Below are 15,388 nucleotides of genomic sequence, written 5' to 3' on the forward strand. Positions count from 1 at the left end.
GGCGTTTCGCGCCGCGCACACGCTTTTAGTAAAAGCTCGGCTCGCCCGGGGGCCGCGTCTTGAAGCGCTTGTGGACCCAGTAGTACTGCTCGGGCATGTGCGGAATCTGCTCTTCCAGGAACGCGTTCATGCGGCGCGCGTCGGCTTCGTCGTCGCCGGTCGGGTAGTTGTCCCACGGCTCGAAGATCTTCAGCCGATAACCCTTGTAATCCGGCAGAACCTCGCCGATGAACGGCACGACCTGCGCCTTGCCCGTCTTGGCAAGCCGGCCGACGGCCGTCAGCGTGCAGGTCGGAATCCCGAAGAACGGCACGAACGTGGAGTTGCGCATGCCGTAGTCCATGTCCGCGCCGAGCATCACCGGCTTGCGGTCGCGCAGCCAGCGCAGCACGATGCGCGCGCTGTCGGCGCGGCTCGCCATGTCGGCGCCGAAGCGCGCGCGCTGCGTCTTGGCGAGCTCCTCGATCTGCGGATTCGAAAAAGGCTGATACAGCGATCCGCAGCGACGATGCAGCGAATAGTTCAGAAAAATCGACCCCGCTTCGATGCCGACGAAATGCAGGCCGAGAAAGAGCGTGGGCGGCAGATCGGGATCGGTTAGATCGACGGCGCTTTCCACCTGAATCAGCTTCTCGAGCTTTTTCGCCGAGCCGAACCATTGCACGCTGCGCTCGACATAACTGCGGATCGCGTGCCGGAAATGCTTCTGCGCGATGTCCTCGCGCTTTTCGTCGGACCACTCCGGGAAGCACAGTTTGAGATTCGTGTGAACGATGCGCTTTCGGCGGCTTGGAATCTGATAGAGCAGCCAGCCGAGGGCGTCGCCGAAACGCGCGGTGATGCCGTACGGAATGAGCGCCAGAAACTTGAGAAAGCCGATGGCGAGCGCGACGCCGATGCGCCCTAGCATGAGCGGCTCCAGCGAACGGACGGACGGCCGCGAAGTGCGGATGGTTGATGCGTGGTGGATAGCGGCAAGCGTTCGGCTCTGTGAAAACAAGGGAAACCGGTATAATAAAACCTTCGCCGAGTTAATGGACAACTTGCGGGGCGAAGCGGGTCGGAGACTTCTGAACTTGTGGAAGTCGCCGGCCCGGAAAGACATCCGCTAAAGCGTCGCCGCTTCAGACTCCAGACGAAGACGGCTACGTGAATATCAACCGTACTCAAATGGAGTCTGAAGCGTGTCGAACGACTATCTCTTTACTTCCGAATCCGTTTCCGAAGGCCACCCGGACAAGGTCGCCGATCAAATCTCCGACGCCATCCTCGACGCCATCTTGTCGCAGGACAAATATTCGCGCGTCGCGGCGGAAACGCTCTGCAACACCGGTCTCGTTGTCCTCGCGGGCGAAATCACGACCACCGCCAACGTCGATTACATTCAGGTCGCGCGCGACACGATCAAGCGCATCGGTTACGACAACACCGACTTCGGCATCGACTATCGCGGCTGCGCGGTGCTCGTCGCGTACGACAAGCAATCGCCGGATATCGCGCAAGGCGTGAACAAGGCGCACGACGACAACCTCGATCAAGGCGCTGGCGACCAGGGTCTGATGTTCGGCTACGCGTGCGACGAAACGCCCGAGCTGATGCCGCTGCCGATCCACCTCTCGCACCGCCTCGTCGAGCGCCAGGCTAACCTGCGCCGCGACGGCCGTTTGCCCTGGCTGCGTCCGGACGCGAAGTCGCAGGTCACCGTGCGTTACGTCGACGGCAAGGCGCACTCCATCGACACCGTCGTGCTCTCCACGCAGCACTCGCCGGACATCGACCTGTCGCAGTTGCGCGAAGCGGTCATCGAGGAAGTCATCAAGCCGACTCTGCCGAAGGAACTCATCAAGGGCGACATCAAGTTCCTGGTGAACCCGACGGGCCGTTTCGTCATCGGCGGTCCGCAAGGCGACTGCGGTCTGACGGGCCGCAAGATCATCGTCGATACGTACGGCGGCGCGGCTCCGCACGGCGGCGGCGCGTTCTCGGGCAAGGACCCGTCGAAGGTCGACCGCTCGGCGGCCTATGCGGGCCGTTATGTCGCGAAGAACATCGTTGCGGCGGGTCTCGCATCGCGCGCGCTGATTCAGGTCTCGTACGCGATCGGTGTCGCGCGTCCGACTTCGGTGATGGTGAATACGTTCGGCACGGGCCGCGTGTCGGATGCGGAGATCACGAAGCTCGTTCTCGAGCACTTCGACCTGCGTCCGAAGGGCATCATCCAGATGCTCGACCTGCTGCGCCCGATCTACGAAAAGACGGCGGCGTACGGCCACTTCGGCCGCGAAGAGCCGGAATTCTCGTGGGAATCCGCGGACAAGGCGCTCGTCCTGGCCGAAGCGGCGGGCACGGAACCGGTCGCGAGCGTGGCGTAACGCCGTTCGCTGAACGAGCGGGACACGAACCGGCGAGCATTGCGCTCGCCGGTTTTTTTATGCCTTCGCGGCGCGATTATTGCGACTTCCACGGACGACACCCCCGCCGCCAATGGAACCGCCATGCCGTTCGACTCGCTTCTCTCACCTGTCACCATCGGCAATCTGCAGTTGCCCAATCGCGTCGTCATGGCGCCGCTCACGCGCAACCGCGCGTCACAGCCAGGCGATGTGCCGTCCGAAATGAACGCGCACTATTACGCGCAGCGCGCGAGTGCGGGTCTCATCGTCAGCGAGGCGACTCAGGTATCGCGGCAAGGTCAGGGCTATTTCGCGACGCCGGGCATCTATTCGGATGCACAGGAATCCGGATGGAAATCCGTCGTGGGCGCGGTTCATGCACGGCACGGACGCATTGCGTCGCAGTTATGGCATGTGGGGCGCGTGTCGCATCGATCGCTTCAGGAAGACGGCGCATCGCCCGTCGCGCCGTCCGCGGTGCGCGCGCGCAACACGCAGGTGTTCGTGAAATGCGAGGACGGCTCATACGCCATGACCGATGCCGACGAACCGCGCGCGCTCGAAGCCGATGAGCTGCCGGGCATCGTTCTGCAGTTCGTCGACGCCGCGCAGCGCGCGAAGCGTGCCGGCTTCGACATGATCGAAGTGCACGCGGCCAATGGCTACCTGCTGCATCAGTTCATGGCGACGGGCACCAACCGGCGCACGGACGACTATGGCGGCGGAATCGAAAATCGCGTGCGACTGGTCGTCGATGTGCTGGAGGCGGTGGCGGGCGTGATGGGCGCGCATCGCGTGGGCATACGCATTTCGCCGAACTTCACGGAATTCGACCTGCAAGACGATGAAGGCGAGGCGTCATCGCTGTATCTGGCGCAGGAGTTGAAGCGCATCGGCGTCGCGTATCTGCATCTCGCGGAAGGAGACTGGGCGGGCGGCGCGCCGCTTTCGGAAGGCTATCGTCGCGCGCTGCGTGAGGCTTACGACGGCGCGATCATCGTCTGCGGCGAGTATACGGCGGAGGAGGCGGACGCGCGCATCGAGCGAGGTGAAGCCGATGCCGTGGCCTTCGGTCGCGCGTATATCGCCAATCCGGATCTGGTCGAGCGCTTCAGCGCAGGCGCGCCGCTCAACACGCCCGACGAGGCGACGTTCTACGGCGGTGGAGAAAAAGGCTACACCGACTACCCGGCACTCGACGACGCCAGGCCCGACTGAGTCGCTCAGCGCGCGGCGAACGCGTACCAGCCGGCGCTGCTCGCCGACACGCGACGCGGACGGCGGCTCGTCAGCGCGGCCGCCTTCGGCTTGGGCGACGGTGCGCGCAGTTGCACCGGACGGCGCAAAAGCGCTCGCAACGACACCCGGCGCGAAGCCGTGCGCACGCGCAAATTGAAGAAGAAACCGCGGAACCACGACCGGATGCCATCGACCGGATGCACGTTCTTCAATTGCTCGGCGAGCACCTGAGTGCGGGCGGAGTGATGACGCAACGCGCGGATCATGCCGCGGCGGGCAGGGCGCGCGGCCCGCGAGGCAACGCGAGTCAAGCCGATAGCGATTCGGTGGTTCATGTCAGCGGAGGTCGTTGCGTGGAAGCAGACTCGACGATAGTCGTCTCAAAAATAGCGTTCAAGGCTTCGATTCAACAGCGTTTGCCAAGTTGCACCGAATGAAGTGCCCAATGTACAAGACCTTTGTTACCCCGGTAAGTCCGCGTTTTCCCTGTCGATTTATGAAGCGGTTGCTGATGAAAATCGGCCGATGCATTGTCACACGGGCCTTCCCGCGCTGCCGGATTTACAATCGCCGTATTCGCCCTAATTCCGGATATAGCGTCGACGGCATGAATAAAATCGAAAGCCGTTGGAGGCAAGAACTGAAATGTCTGATCAAAACGCGTTGAAATCGAAGAAAGAACAGGTGCGCGAACTGCGCGAAAAAGGCTATGTGATCGTTAAGGGACTGGTCACGAAGGAACGTTGCGATGCGATGCGCGAGGTCGCCCGCCAGCAACTCGCCGAGGCTGCTGCGCCCGTGGAGTTCGAGGCCGATCTGAAATATCCCGGCGCGCCCGATTCGAAGGACGCGCCCGGCGGACATACGGTGCGCCGTCTTCTCGACGCTTACGTGCGGCATCCGCTCTTCGCGGAGTTCGCGACGTCACCCGACGTGCGCGGCTGGATGGAGCTGTATTTCGGCGAGACGCCGTATCTGTCGCGCGCACATCACAACTGCATGATGACGAAGCACCCCGCGTACGGCAGCCTGACGGGCTGGCATCGCGATGTGCGCTACTGGGCGTTCGAGCGCGACGATCTGGTATCCGCATGGGTCGCACTCGGTGACGAAAAGGTGGATAACGGCGCACTGTGGTTCGTGCCGACGTCGCACAAGCTGCCGTTTACGTCCGATCGCTTCGACGAAGCCAAGTTCTTCCGCTCCGATCTGCCCGAGAATGCGGCGCTGATTCGCACGGCGGTGTCGCCCGAACTGGAAGCGGGCGATGTCGTCTTCTTCCACTGCAACACGTTGCACTCGGCGGGCAAAAACCTCACCGATCAGGTGAAGTTCTCGCTCGTGTTCACGTATCGCGGCGCGAGCAACGTGGCGCTGCCCGGCACGCGCTCGGCGTCGAAACCGGAAGTGCCGCTGGTCTGAGCGTTCAGTTCAGCGCTTCGACGGCAAAGCGAGGCCGATCAGCCCCGCGAGCGACGCGACGATCCCGCCCGCGATCAGCCAGATGGTCTTGCTCGTGGGCGAGCCGGTGAAGAAGCGCGAGACGTCGTTGGAGAGCGAATGAAACGACTGGCCGCCGAAATACAGCAGCACGACGCCGCCGACAAGCAGCGCAACGGAAATCGCTCGGGTCATAACATGTTCTCGTAACTTGAGGGCGCGTCAGGTTAGCGGGTCTGCGCGGGCGCGTCCACTCCGCTTCAGGCGGCTTGCGCCTCTTCGCGCGTGTAGGGCTGGATCTTGCGCAGCAGATCGGCCATGACGTACTGATGATCGCTCCGGCTCGTCCACGCGCCGAGGTTGTACTTGACGCCGGTATCCGTGTAATCGGCGACCGCGACCCACGGCGCCGACGGCCCGTCCTGCACGATGCGCGCATCCTGGCTCATCAGGTTGCGCAATTCCGCGAGCACGGTTTCGACCTTCAGCCCATGCTGCGCCTGAAAGTTGATGACGACGCGCCGGCGATCGTTCGCGCTGTAGTTGGTAATGGCATTCGCCCAGATGAGGCTGTTCGGCACGAACATGACGATGCCGTCGGCTTTCGTGAGGCGCGTCGTGAACAGTCCGATTTCATTGACGGTCCCCGCCGTCGTGCCGACACCTTCGATGTAGTCCCCCACACGAAACGGCCGCAACAGCAGAAGCATCAGACCGGCCGCGATATTCTGCAATGTGCCCTGCAACGCGAGGCCGATGGCAAGACCGGCAGCGCCGAGCACGGTCAGGATGCTGGCTGCGGCAATGCCGAACTTGCCGAGCGCCGCGACGATGGCGACGACGCGGATCGCCCACATCGCCAGACTGGCCAGCACCGGCGTGAGCGTGGCGTCGACATTGGTGCGGCCGAGCGTGCGGCGCATCGCGTTCGCGACGGCGTTCGAAATCCACCATCCCACCGCGAGAATCAGGATCGCCAGCAAGATGTCGATGCCGTAGGTCACGGCGATTGCGGTGAAGGAGTCGTAGGCGGGGCGCAGTCTGTCGATCGAATCCATGAGTCAGGTTCCTTGCAAAAGAATCTGCATTTGTCCCGATTCGTGTTCGATCGTTCCCATTACTGACCATTCGGCCGATGCCGAATAGCGGGAACGCGAAGCGCGTCGTGCGCGCTTTGCCCCGATTGGCTTACCATTGACGCCCTTGGCAGGGCGCGTGCACACGCATATCCAGTGTGCTCTCCTGCCGGTCGCCGTCCGATCAATTCGCAATCCGCAGAGGAAATCCGTCATGGCCTACGAAGCAGCGTCCGAGCGTTATACGCAGATGCAATACCGCACCTGCGGCAAGAGCGGGCTGAAGCTGCCCGCGCTATCGCTTGGTTTGTGGCACAACTTCGGCGATACGACGCCCATCTCGACACAACGCGACATTCTTCGCACCGCATTCGATCTCGGCATCACCCATTTCGATCTCGCGAACAACTATGGGCCGCCGTACGGCAGCGCCGAGGCGAACTTCGGGCGCATCTTCAAGGACGACTTCCGGCCGTATCGCGACGAACTGCTGATTTCGTCGAAAGCCGGCTGGGACATGTGGCCTGGCCCGTACGGCCAGGGCGGCGGCTCGCGCAAGTACGTGCTCGCGAGCCTCGATCAGAGCCTGAAGCGCATGGGCCTCGATTACGTCGATATCTTTTATTCGCACCGCTTCGACGCCGACACGCCGCTCGAAGAAACAGCAGGCGCGCTTGCGACGGCCGTGCATTCGGGCAAGGCGCTCTATGTCGGCATCTCATCGTATTCCGCGACGAAGACGCGTGAAATGGCGAAGCTGCTCGCGGAGCACAAGGTGCCGCTGCTGATCCATCAGCCGTCGTACAACATGTTGAACCGGTGGATCGAAGAGGAACTGCTCGACACGCTCGACGATGTCGGCGCCGGCAGCATCGCGTTCACGCCGCTCGCGCAAGGTCTGCTGACGAGCAAGTACCTGAACGGCGTCCCGCAGGACGCGCGCGTGAACAAGCCGGGCGGCGGGTCGCTCAAGCAGGAGCATCTGAGCGACGCGAACCTCGCGCACGTGCGCAAGCTCAACGAACTCGCCCAGAAGCGCGGCCAGAGCCTCGCCCAGATGGCGCTCGCGTGGGCGCTGCGTGGCGGGCGCGTGACGTCGGTGCTGATCGGCGCGAGCCGCGCGGAACAGGTCGCGGAGAACGTCGGCGCGCTGAAGAACCTCGAGTTCACGAAGGAAGAGCTCGCGGAGATCGATCAGCACGCGCAGGAAGGCGGCATCAATCTGTGGGAAAAGCCGTCGACGGATCAACGTATCTGACGCGCCGAGCCTTTCGCCAGGAGGGTATTTCGGGATAAGGACGGCGTCCGTTGCTATGATGCGGGCTCGGCGGCTTCTCGGCAGCGATCGCCGCCGGTCCTGGCCGCCGGCCATGCAGCCAGCAGAAAAGCGCACTTCTTCAGCACGCACGTTCGCCCACGAGGCACGCGTGCGCGCCTTTGCCGCCGTCATGACATTCGGACCGCGAAACGGCTATCGGGTTAAAATAGCCGATTGCGCCGGGCTGTCTGGTTTTTTGCGCGACGTTCACGCATGGCGCGGCGTGAAACGCTGTCTTCGAATCTGGGTTTCGGGTCAATCGGCGACCTTCGCCCATTCGATCGTCCTGTTCGGGCAGCGCAGCGCCCCCGTAGCGCGCTTTATGTTCGACGCCGGCCCGGCGTGGCATCGGCCGCAAATCAGCCGCGAGCGTCAGAGCGTCACCGTTTTCGCACAGTTCAAGAAGCCATGAGCAACCTTAATTCTCAAACCGTTCTGAGCGTCCACCACTGGACCGATACGCTTTTCAGTTTCACCTGCACCCGCGATAGCTCGTTCCGCTTTGAGAACGGCCAGTTCACGATGGTGGGTCTCGAAGTCGACGGCAAGCCGCTTCTGCGCGCCTACAGCCTCGCGAGCGCGAACTACGAAGAGCATCTCGAATTTCTGAGCATCAAGGTTCCCGACGGCCCCCTCACCTCGCGCCTGCAGCATCTGAAGGTCGGCGATTCGGTGCTCATCGGCAAGAAGCCGACGGGCACGCTCGTCGCCGACAACCTGCTGCCCGGCAAGACGCTGTGGCTCCTGTCGACCGGCACCGGCCTTGCGCCGTTCATGTCGATCATCAAGGACCCGGACGTCTACGACCGCTACGAGAAGATCGTGCTGACGCACACGTGCCGTTTCGTCGACGAACTCGCGTACAAGGATTTCATCACCGAGCACCTGCCGGCGCATGAGCATATCGGCGAAATCGTCTCCGAGAAGCTCGTGTATTACCCGACGGTCACGCGCGAGGAATTCGCGAACCGCGGCCGCATCACCGATCTGATCGAGACGAAGAAACTGTTCGCGGATCTCGCGCTCGAGCCGTTCTCGATCGAAAACGATCGCGTGATGCTCTGCGGCAGCCCGCACATGCTCCGCGATACGCGAGAGTTGCTCGACACAATGGGCTTCCAGGAAGGCAGCAACAATCATCCTGGCCACTATGTGGTGGAGAAAGCGTTCGTCGGCTGAGCCGGCAAGACACCGCCTATGCAAAGACCGGAGCCGCGCGCTCCGGTTTTTTTTCGTCTCGCCGCGTCGCGCCGCAGGTCGTCTTGTTACAAATTGGCGGCCGTCAGTAGGTGTTTTTCCTACGCATTATGCGCAGCGACTTGGCAAATGACATGAACTTCGTTCGGCGAAGCCTTGCCGGACATGGATTTATCATATTTTTGAGATATGATCCGGTAACGCTGAAACGGCGCGCAAGACCGCGCAGTCCGTCATCGATGTTACAGAGTGTAAATTCAGTTACGCCTCTCGTGAGCTTGCCGAGGACGTAGCTCAAGTTGCGCTCAACGCGAGGATAGTGAATGAATCCGTCGGCTACGATCACGCTCGAAGAGAGCCCGATTCGCCGCGCCCCGCTGCGGGGCGTTCCGTCACCGGCGCCCGAATGCTCCGGCGCGCCGTTCGCCTCTCCCTATTCCGCGCTGATCGACGCCAAGCTCAAGGGCGATCGTCAGATTCAGCGCCTCACCGCCCGTGTCCAGGAACTCGCCGCGCTGCTCGCCGCCACGGAAGAGCGCGCGCGCCAGGCGCTTGCACAGGATCTCCACGACGAAACCGGCGCGGCGCTCACTGTCGCGAATCTCGCCCTCGCGCGCGCCGAGCACCGGCTGCCCGTCGATGCGCCCGCCGCGCTCGCCGACGCGCTGCGTCAGGCGCGCGCCGCGCTTGCGGAAGTCTGCGAGACGAGCCATCGCATCGTCGAAGGGTTGCAGACGCCGACCTTCGACGCGAACTTCGCCGCCACGCTCGCCGAATGGATCGCGTGCTTCGGCGCCCGCACGGCAATTTCCATCGACTTCTCCTGCCCGGACGATGCGCGGCTGGATCGCATGTCGCGCGACATGTCGCTCGCACTCTTTCGCGTGATGCAGGAAGCGCTCTGCAACGTCGCACGCCACGCGCAGGCGGCGCGCGCGAGCGTGACCATTTCGCTCGATGGCCAAGGCGTGATGCTGACTGTCACCGACGACGGCGTCGGCATCAGCGCGACCGCGCGACGCAAGGGCGGGCGCTTCGGCCTCTCGGGGATGCGCGCGCGCTGCGAGGCACTCGGCGGCAATCTGCGCGTCGCGGCAGCGAAGCCCGTCGGCGCATGCGTGCGCGCGCGTCTGCCGTGGACCGCGGCGCGTCCCGGTCTCTTCGCGCTCGTCACGCCACACATGTTCAGCGCCTGAGGCCGCCCGCGATGCTCAGAATCCTGCTCGCCGACGACCACGCCATCGTGCGCCGCGGCGTCGCGCAATTGCTTCTGGAACGTGGCGTTGCTTCCGAAGTGTCGGAGGCGGAGACCGGCATGCAGGCGCTCGCGCTGGCCGCGCGCCGTCCGCTCGACGCCGCGATGCTCGATATCTCGCTGCCGGACGTGAACGGTATCGACGTACTGAAGCGTCTCAAGCGCGAAAGTCCGCGTCTGCCGGTGCTCATGTTTTCGATGTATCGGGAGGATCAATACGCGGTGCGCGCGCTGAAGGCGGGCGCGTCGGGTTACGTATCGAAGACGGCCGACCCGGCGCTGATGATCGGCGCGATCCAGCAGGTCGCGGCGGGCCGCAAGTACGTGAGCCCCGAAATGGCCGAAGCGCTCGCGACTTACGTTGCGCTCGACACCGAGCGCCTGCCGCACGAAAAGCTGTCTGACCGCGAATATCAGACGCTCTGCATGCTCGCCTCGGGAAAGCGGCTGACCGACATCGCTCATGCCTTATCGCTTTCGGTTAAAACGGTGAGCGTTTATCGCGCACGGTTGTTGGAAAAGATGAAGCTCGCGAACAACGCGGAGCTTACTTTCTATGTGATGAGCAACCGTCTCGTCGATATGAATCCGGCCATCGCCGGATAAGAATTTATCTTGTACAAGATAAATCGAGGATGAATCTGTAGAAAATCGCCGCAAAAGCGCGCCCGGTGCCCATTTACCGGGCAATCTCCGAGTCTCCGATAAAATGTCGGGTTTTCCCGCAGCAGGGCGCCCGCGCGCCAGAAGGAGACTCATCGCAATGTCGTTGTTCCGCAAGAAAAACATCGAGCACATGCTGGCCGGCGCGCAAAGCACGTCGCTCAAGAAGACGCTCGGCGCCCTCGATCTGACATTCCTCGGGATCGGGGCCATCATCGGCACGGGGATTTTCGTGCTGACCGGCACCGGCGCCGTGCAGGCCGGTCCGGCGCTCATGATTTCGTTCATCGTCGCGGCGATCGCCTGCTGCTTCGCCGCCCTCGCCTACGCCGAATTCTCGTCGACGATTCCCGTCGCCGGCTCCATCTACACCTATTCGTACGCGACGCTCGGCGAGCTTGCCGCGTGGATCATCGGTTGGGACCTGATGCTCGAATACGGGCTTGCGACGTCGGCGGTGTCGGTCGGCTGGTCGGGCTATCTGCAATCGCTGCTGTCGGGCTTCGGCATTTCGCTGCCTACGGCGCTTTCCGCCGCGCCGGGCGCCCTGCCCGGCCACGTCACTTTCTTCAACCTGCCCGCGTTTCTCGTGATGATGGCGATCACGTCGCTGCTCTCGGTCGGCGTTAAGGAATCCACGCGCGTGAACAACATCATGGTCGCGGTCAAGGTGACGGTCGTGCTGCTCGTGATCGCCGTGGGCGTGTTCCACGTCAAGCCGGCGAACTGGCATCCGTTCATGCCGAACGGCTGGTCCGGCGTGTTCGGCGCGGCGGCGGTGATGTTCTTCGCGTTCATCGGCTTCGATTCGGTGTCGTCGGCGGCCGAGGAAGTGAAAAATCCGAAGCGCGATCTGCCCATCGGCATCATCTCGTCGCTCGCGGTGTGCGCGGTGCTGTACGTGGCGGTCGCGGCTGTCGTGACGGGCATCGTGCCGGCGGCGCAGTTCGCGAACAATCCGCATCCGGTCTCGTTCGCGCTTCAAATGGCCGGCCAGAACTGGGTCGCGGGCTTCATCGATCTCGGCGCCGTGCTCGGCATGCTCACCGTGATTCTCGTGATGAGCTACGGTCAGACGCGCATCATCTACGCGATGTCGCGCGACGGCCTCTTGCCCGCGCGGCTGTCGAGCGTGCACCCGCGCTTCGCGACGCCGTTCTTCACGACGTGGCTGGTCGGAATCTTCTTCGGCCTGATCGGTGCGCTCGTCCCGCTCAACGTGCTCGCCGAACTGATCAACATCGGCACGCTCGCCGCGTTCTCGATGGTCTCCATCGCCGTGCTGATCCTGCGCCGCACGCATCCGGATCTGCCGCGCGCGTTCCGCTGCCCGGGCGTGCCCGTGGTGCCCGTTCTCGCCGTGGCCTCGTGCCTGTTCCTGATGATGAATCTCCAGGCGATGACGTGGATCGCGTTCGCGGTGTGGCTCGTGATCGGCCTTGCGATCTACTTCCTGTACTCGCGCCGCCACTCGGTACTCGGACGCGCGCCTCTCGAAGCGCCGCGTGCCGCCGCGTCGGCCGCCAACGCGCAGAAGAAGCGCGAAACCGTGACGCATTGAGCGCCATCGTCCTTCGCAAAAGCGCCGCCCGAGAGGCGGCGCTTTGCTTTTGCGGCCGCGATTCCGTGAATATGGGACGGACGTTCGCGCGGATAGCGACGCCCGCCGATTTGTGTTTTACTCGATGTCACAATCACATAACACCCAATCCGGCTGAACGCTCGCGGCGGCAGTAGGCAGGTGCGTGGCGCAAGGCTGGTCCATCCCACAGCAGTGAAACTGCATGGGATCAGAGTGAGGCGCAAAAGCGCCGGCTCTGATCGCAAAGGAGACAGTGAAAATGGCGCTCAGCATCAGCCTGACGGTCAACGGGAAACCCGTGACCGCCACCGTCGAACCGCATCTTCTGCTCGTCCAGTTCCTCCGCGATCAACTCAGGCTCACCGGCACGCATATCGGCTGCGACACCGCGCAGTGCGGCGCGTGCACCGTTCATCTCGACGGCCGCGCGATCAAGTCGTGCAACATCCTCGCCGTGCAGGCGGATGGCATGACAGTGACGACCATCGAAGGCATGGCTAAGGACGGCCAGCTTCATCCGATGCAGGCGGCCTTCAAGGAATGTCACGGTTTGCAGTGCGGCTTCTGTACGCCGGGCATGGTGATGACCGCGAGCGCGCTGGCCGCGCAATCACCGGACCTTTCCGAAGAAGACGTGCGCGAACAGCTCGACGGCAATCTGTGTCGCTGCACGGGGTATCACAACATCGTGAAAGCCGTTCTCCACGGCGCGCAGGCCATGAAATCCGGCGCCTGACGCGACGCCCATCTCCCTTACGAAACGATGAATCGCGCCTTTCTCGCCCTGTGCGGGCTCGAGCAAGGCGTTAAAGCGCCAACTCCGGGCGCAAGGAGACCGTGATGAATGCCCCTGAGCAACAGAAACTGATCGGCGCCGGCGTCAAGCGCAAGGAAGACTATCGCTTCCTGACGGGCGCGGGCCAGTACACCGACGACGTCGTCATGCCGCAGCAAAGCTACGGCGTATTCCTGCGCTCGCCGCACGCGCACGCGAAGATCAGGCGCATCGATATCGAAGCGGCGATGAAGTCGCCGGGCGTGGTCGGCATCTTCACCGGCAAGGATATGGCGGGCGAGAACGTTGGCGGCCTGCCGTGCGGCTGGCTCATCCACAGCACCGACGGCTCGCCGATGCACGAGCCGCCGCATCCCGTCATCGCGCACGACAAGGTGTTGCACGTGGGCGATCAGGTGGCGCTCGTCGTCGCGGAATCGGTGAAGGAGGCGAAGGACGCGCTCGAATTGATCGAGGTCGATTACGACGAACTGCCCGCGACCGTCGATACGGCGAGCGCATCGGATGCCGGGCAGCCGCTCGTGCACGACAGCGTGCCGAACAACGTCTGCTACAACTGGGGCCACGGCGACAAGGCGAAGACCGACGCCGCGTTCGCCCAGGCCGCGCACGTGACGACGCTCGATATCGTGAACCAGCGCCTCGTGCCGAACGCGATCGAGCCGCGCGCCGTCAATGCGAGCTATTCGAAGCACGACGACAGCTACACGGTCTACGTCGCGAATCAGAATCCGCACGTCGAGCGTTTGCTGATGGCGGCGTTCGTGCTGCAACTGCCGGAATCGAAACTGCGCGTGATCGCGCCGGACGTAGGCGGCGGCTTCGGCTCGAAGATCTTTCTCTATCCGGAAGATGTCGCGCTGACGTGGGCGTCGAAGAAAGTCGGGCGGCCTATCAAGTGGACCGCCGAGCGTTCCGAAGCCTTCCTCTCCGACGCGCATGGCCGCGATCACGTGACCAAGGCCGAGCTCGCGCTGGACAAGGACGGCAAGTTCATCGGCATGCGCGTGCATACGACGGCGAACATGGGCGCGTATCTGTCGACGTTCGCATCGTCGATCCCGACCGTGCTTTACGCGACGCTGCTCGCCGGTCAATACACGACGCCCGCGATCTACGCCGAAGTCAAAGCCGTGTTCACGAACACGGTGCCTGTGGATGCCTATCGCGGCGCGGGCCGGCCGGAAGCGACGTATGTCGTCGAGCGCCTCGTGGAGACGGCGGCGCGCGAGCTGAATATCGACCCGGTCGAATTGCGCCGCCGCAACTTCATCCGCGAGTTTCCGTACGCGACGCCGGTCGGTCTCACCTACGACACGGGCGATTACGACGCGTGTCTCGACCGCGCACTCGAACTCGCCGACGTGAAAGGCTTCGCGGCGCGCAAGGAAGAATCGAAGAAGAACGGCAAGCTGCGCGGTATCGGTTATTCGTGCTACATCGAGGCCTGCGGGCTCGCGCCGTCGAACGTGGCGGGTGCGCTGGGCGCGCGCGCGGGCCTCTTCGAAGCGGGCGAAGTGCGCGTCCATCCGACAGGCTCGGTCACCGTCTTCACCGGCTCGCACAGCCACGGACAAGGGCACGAAACGACGTTCGCGCAGGTCGTCGCGGACCGGCTCGGCATTTCCATCGAGAACGTCGAGATCATTCACGGCGACACCGGCCGCATTCCGTTCGGCATGGGCACATACGGCTCGCGCTCGATCTCCGTCGGCGGCTCGGCGATCATGAAGGCGCTCGACAAGGTCGAAGCGAAGGCGAAGAAGATCGCCGCGCATCTGCTCGAAGCGGCGGTGGAGGACATCGAGTTCAAGAACGGCGTATTCAGCGTCGCGGGCACGGACCGCACGAAGTCGTTCGTCGATGTATCGCTCGCCGCGTACGTGCCGCACAACTTCCCGCTCGAAACGATGGAGCCGGGCCTCAACGAAAACGCGTTCTACGATCCGACCAACTTCACCTATCCGTCGGGCGCGTATGTGTGCGAAGTCGAAGTCGATCAGGACACGGGCGAGACGCGCATCCAGAAATTCACGGCGGTCGACGACTTCGGCAACGTCATCAACCCGATGATCGTCGAAGGGCAGGTGCATGGCGGGCTGGGGCAGGGCATCGGCCAGGCGATGCTCGAACGCTGCGTCTACGACGACAGCACCGGCCAGCTGCTCTCCGGCTCCTTCATGGATTACGCGATGCCGCACGCGATCGATCTGCCGAACTTCACCGTGGAGACCGCGAAGGGCACGCCGTGCACGCACAATCCGCTCGGCGTGAAGGGCTGCGGCGAGGCGGGCGCGATCGGCTCGCCGCCGGCCGTGATCAACGCGATTCTCGATGCGCTCACGCCGCTCGGCGTGAAGGACTTGCAGATGCCCGCGACGCCGCACCGCGTCTGGACCGCGATGCACAACGCCCAACACGCCTGAGGA

At 63.4% G+C, this 15,388-nt stretch carries 15 protein-coding genes; 11 read left to right on the forward strand and 4 right to left on the reverse strand.

Going from position 1 to position 15,388, the window contains the following annotated elements; translation table 11 throughout:
* Positions 1 to 25: 25 nt before the first annotated feature.
* On the reverse strand, positions 26 to 910 hold the full coding sequence (locus NCT32_RS13920; protein ID WP_061116643.1) for a lipid A biosynthesis lauroyl acyltransferase: 885 nt from the start codon (positions 908 to 910) through the stop codon (positions 26 to 28).
* A 274-nt stretch (positions 911 to 1,184) separates the two neighbouring features.
* On the opposite strand from NCT32_RS13920, the gene metK reads away from it, so the two are divergent.
* Positions 1,185 to 2,372, forward strand: coding sequence for a methionine adenosyltransferase (gene metK, locus NCT32_RS13925; protein WP_061116644.1), 1,188 nt, complete (start codon positions 1,185 to 1,187; stop codon positions 2,370 to 2,372).
* Between the two features lie 123 nt (positions 2,373 to 2,495).
* Positions 2,496 to 3,611 (forward strand): alkene reductase, encoded by a 1,116-nt coding sequence (locus NCT32_RS13930; RefSeq protein ID WP_250477241.1) that lies wholly within the window; start codon positions 2,496 to 2,498, stop codon positions 3,609 to 3,611.
* A gap of 5 nt (positions 3,612 to 3,616) precedes the next feature.
* On the opposite strand, the gene NCT32_RS13935 is transcribed toward NCT32_RS13930, so the two are convergent.
* Positions 3,617 to 3,967, reverse strand: coding sequence for a hypothetical protein (locus tag NCT32_RS13935; RefSeq protein ID WP_250477242.1), 351 nt, complete (start codon positions 3,965 to 3,967; stop codon positions 3,617 to 3,619).
* A 310-nt stretch (positions 3,968 to 4,277) separates the two neighbouring features.
* Between NCT32_RS13935 and NCT32_RS13940 the strand changes: the two genes are divergently transcribed.
* Positions 4,278 to 5,054: a phytanoyl-CoA dioxygenase family protein gene (locus NCT32_RS13940; protein WP_061116647.1), complete on the forward strand. Its 777-nt coding sequence runs from the start codon at positions 4,278 to 4,280 to the stop codon at positions 5,052 to 5,054.
* Positions 5,055 to 5,063: 9 nt separating this feature from the next.
* Here the strand turns inward: NCT32_RS13940 and NCT32_RS13945 are convergent, their stop codons facing one another.
* Both NCT32_RS13945 and NCT32_RS13950 read right to left on the reverse strand, forming a co-directional pair.
* Positions 5,064 to 5,267: a DUF3185 family protein gene (locus NCT32_RS13945; RefSeq protein ID WP_061116648.1), complete on the reverse strand. Its 204-nt coding sequence runs from the start codon at positions 5,265 to 5,267 to the stop codon at positions 5,064 to 5,066.
* 65 nt (positions 5,268 to 5,332) lie between these two features.
* The gene (locus NCT32_RS13950; protein WP_061116649.1) at positions 5,333 to 6,130 is read right to left on the reverse strand and encodes a mechanosensitive ion channel family protein; all 798 of its coding nucleotides are present in this window, start codon (positions 6,128 to 6,130) and stop codon (positions 5,333 to 5,335) included.
* Between the two features lie 232 nt (positions 6,131 to 6,362).
* On the opposite strand from NCT32_RS13950, the gene mgrA reads away from it, so the two are divergent.
* The 8 genes from mgrA (at position 6,363) to NCT32_RS13990 (ending at position 15,385) form a co-directional block, all read left to right on the forward strand.
* The gene (mgrA, locus tag NCT32_RS13955; RefSeq protein ID WP_061116650.1) at positions 6,363 to 7,406 is read left to right on the forward strand and encodes an L-glyceraldehyde 3-phosphate reductase; all 1,044 of its coding nucleotides are present in this window, start codon (positions 6,363 to 6,365) and stop codon (positions 7,404 to 7,406) included.
* 112 nt (positions 7,407 to 7,518) lie between these two features.
* Complete coding sequence (locus NCT32_RS13960; protein ID WP_143756281.1) at positions 7,519 to 7,878, forward strand: hypothetical protein; 360 nt, start codon at positions 7,519 to 7,521, stop codon at positions 7,876 to 7,878.
* The gene (locus NCT32_RS13965; protein WP_061116652.1) at positions 7,875 to 8,645 is read left to right on the forward strand and encodes a ferredoxin--NADP reductase; all 771 of its coding nucleotides are present in this window, start codon (positions 7,875 to 7,877) and stop codon (positions 8,643 to 8,645) included. The genes NCT32_RS13960 and NCT32_RS13965 overlap by 4 nt, the downstream gene beginning before the upstream one ends.
* A 341-nt stretch (positions 8,646 to 8,986) precedes the next feature.
* Positions 8,987 to 9,859: a sensor histidine kinase gene (locus NCT32_RS13970; RefSeq protein ID WP_250477243.1), complete on the forward strand. Its 873-nt coding sequence runs from the start codon at positions 8,987 to 8,989 to the stop codon at positions 9,857 to 9,859.
* A gap of 11 nt (positions 9,860 to 9,870) precedes the next feature.
* On the forward strand, positions 9,871 to 10,524 hold the full coding sequence (gene rqpR / locus NCT32_RS13975) for a response regulator transcription factor RqpR (RefSeq protein WP_250490411.1): 654 nt from the start codon (positions 9,871 to 9,873) through the stop codon (positions 10,522 to 10,524).
* 157 nt (positions 10,525 to 10,681) lie between these two features.
* Positions 10,682 to 12,142: an amino acid permease gene (locus NCT32_RS13980; RefSeq protein ID WP_284503701.1), complete on the forward strand. Its 1,461-nt coding sequence runs from the start codon at positions 10,682 to 10,684 to the stop codon at positions 12,140 to 12,142.
* Between the two features lie 280 nt (positions 12,143 to 12,422).
* Positions 12,423 to 12,899, forward strand: a complete 477-nt coding sequence (locus tag NCT32_RS13985) for a (2Fe-2S)-binding protein (protein WP_061116656.1) — start codon at positions 12,423 to 12,425, stop codon at positions 12,897 to 12,899.
* 104 nt (positions 12,900 to 13,003) lie between these two features.
* Positions 13,004 to 15,385, forward strand: coding sequence for a xanthine dehydrogenase family protein molybdopterin-binding subunit (locus NCT32_RS13990; RefSeq protein WP_250490412.1), 2,382 nt, complete (start codon positions 13,004 to 13,006; stop codon positions 15,383 to 15,385).
* The last annotated feature ends 3 nt before the right edge of the window (positions 15,386 to 15,388 follow it).

Origin of the sequence: Caballeronia sp. INML2, from assembly GCF_023631365.1 — a bacterium.
Lineage (GTDB): Bacteria > Pseudomonadota > Gammaproteobacteria > Burkholderiales > Burkholderiaceae > Caballeronia > Caballeronia turbans.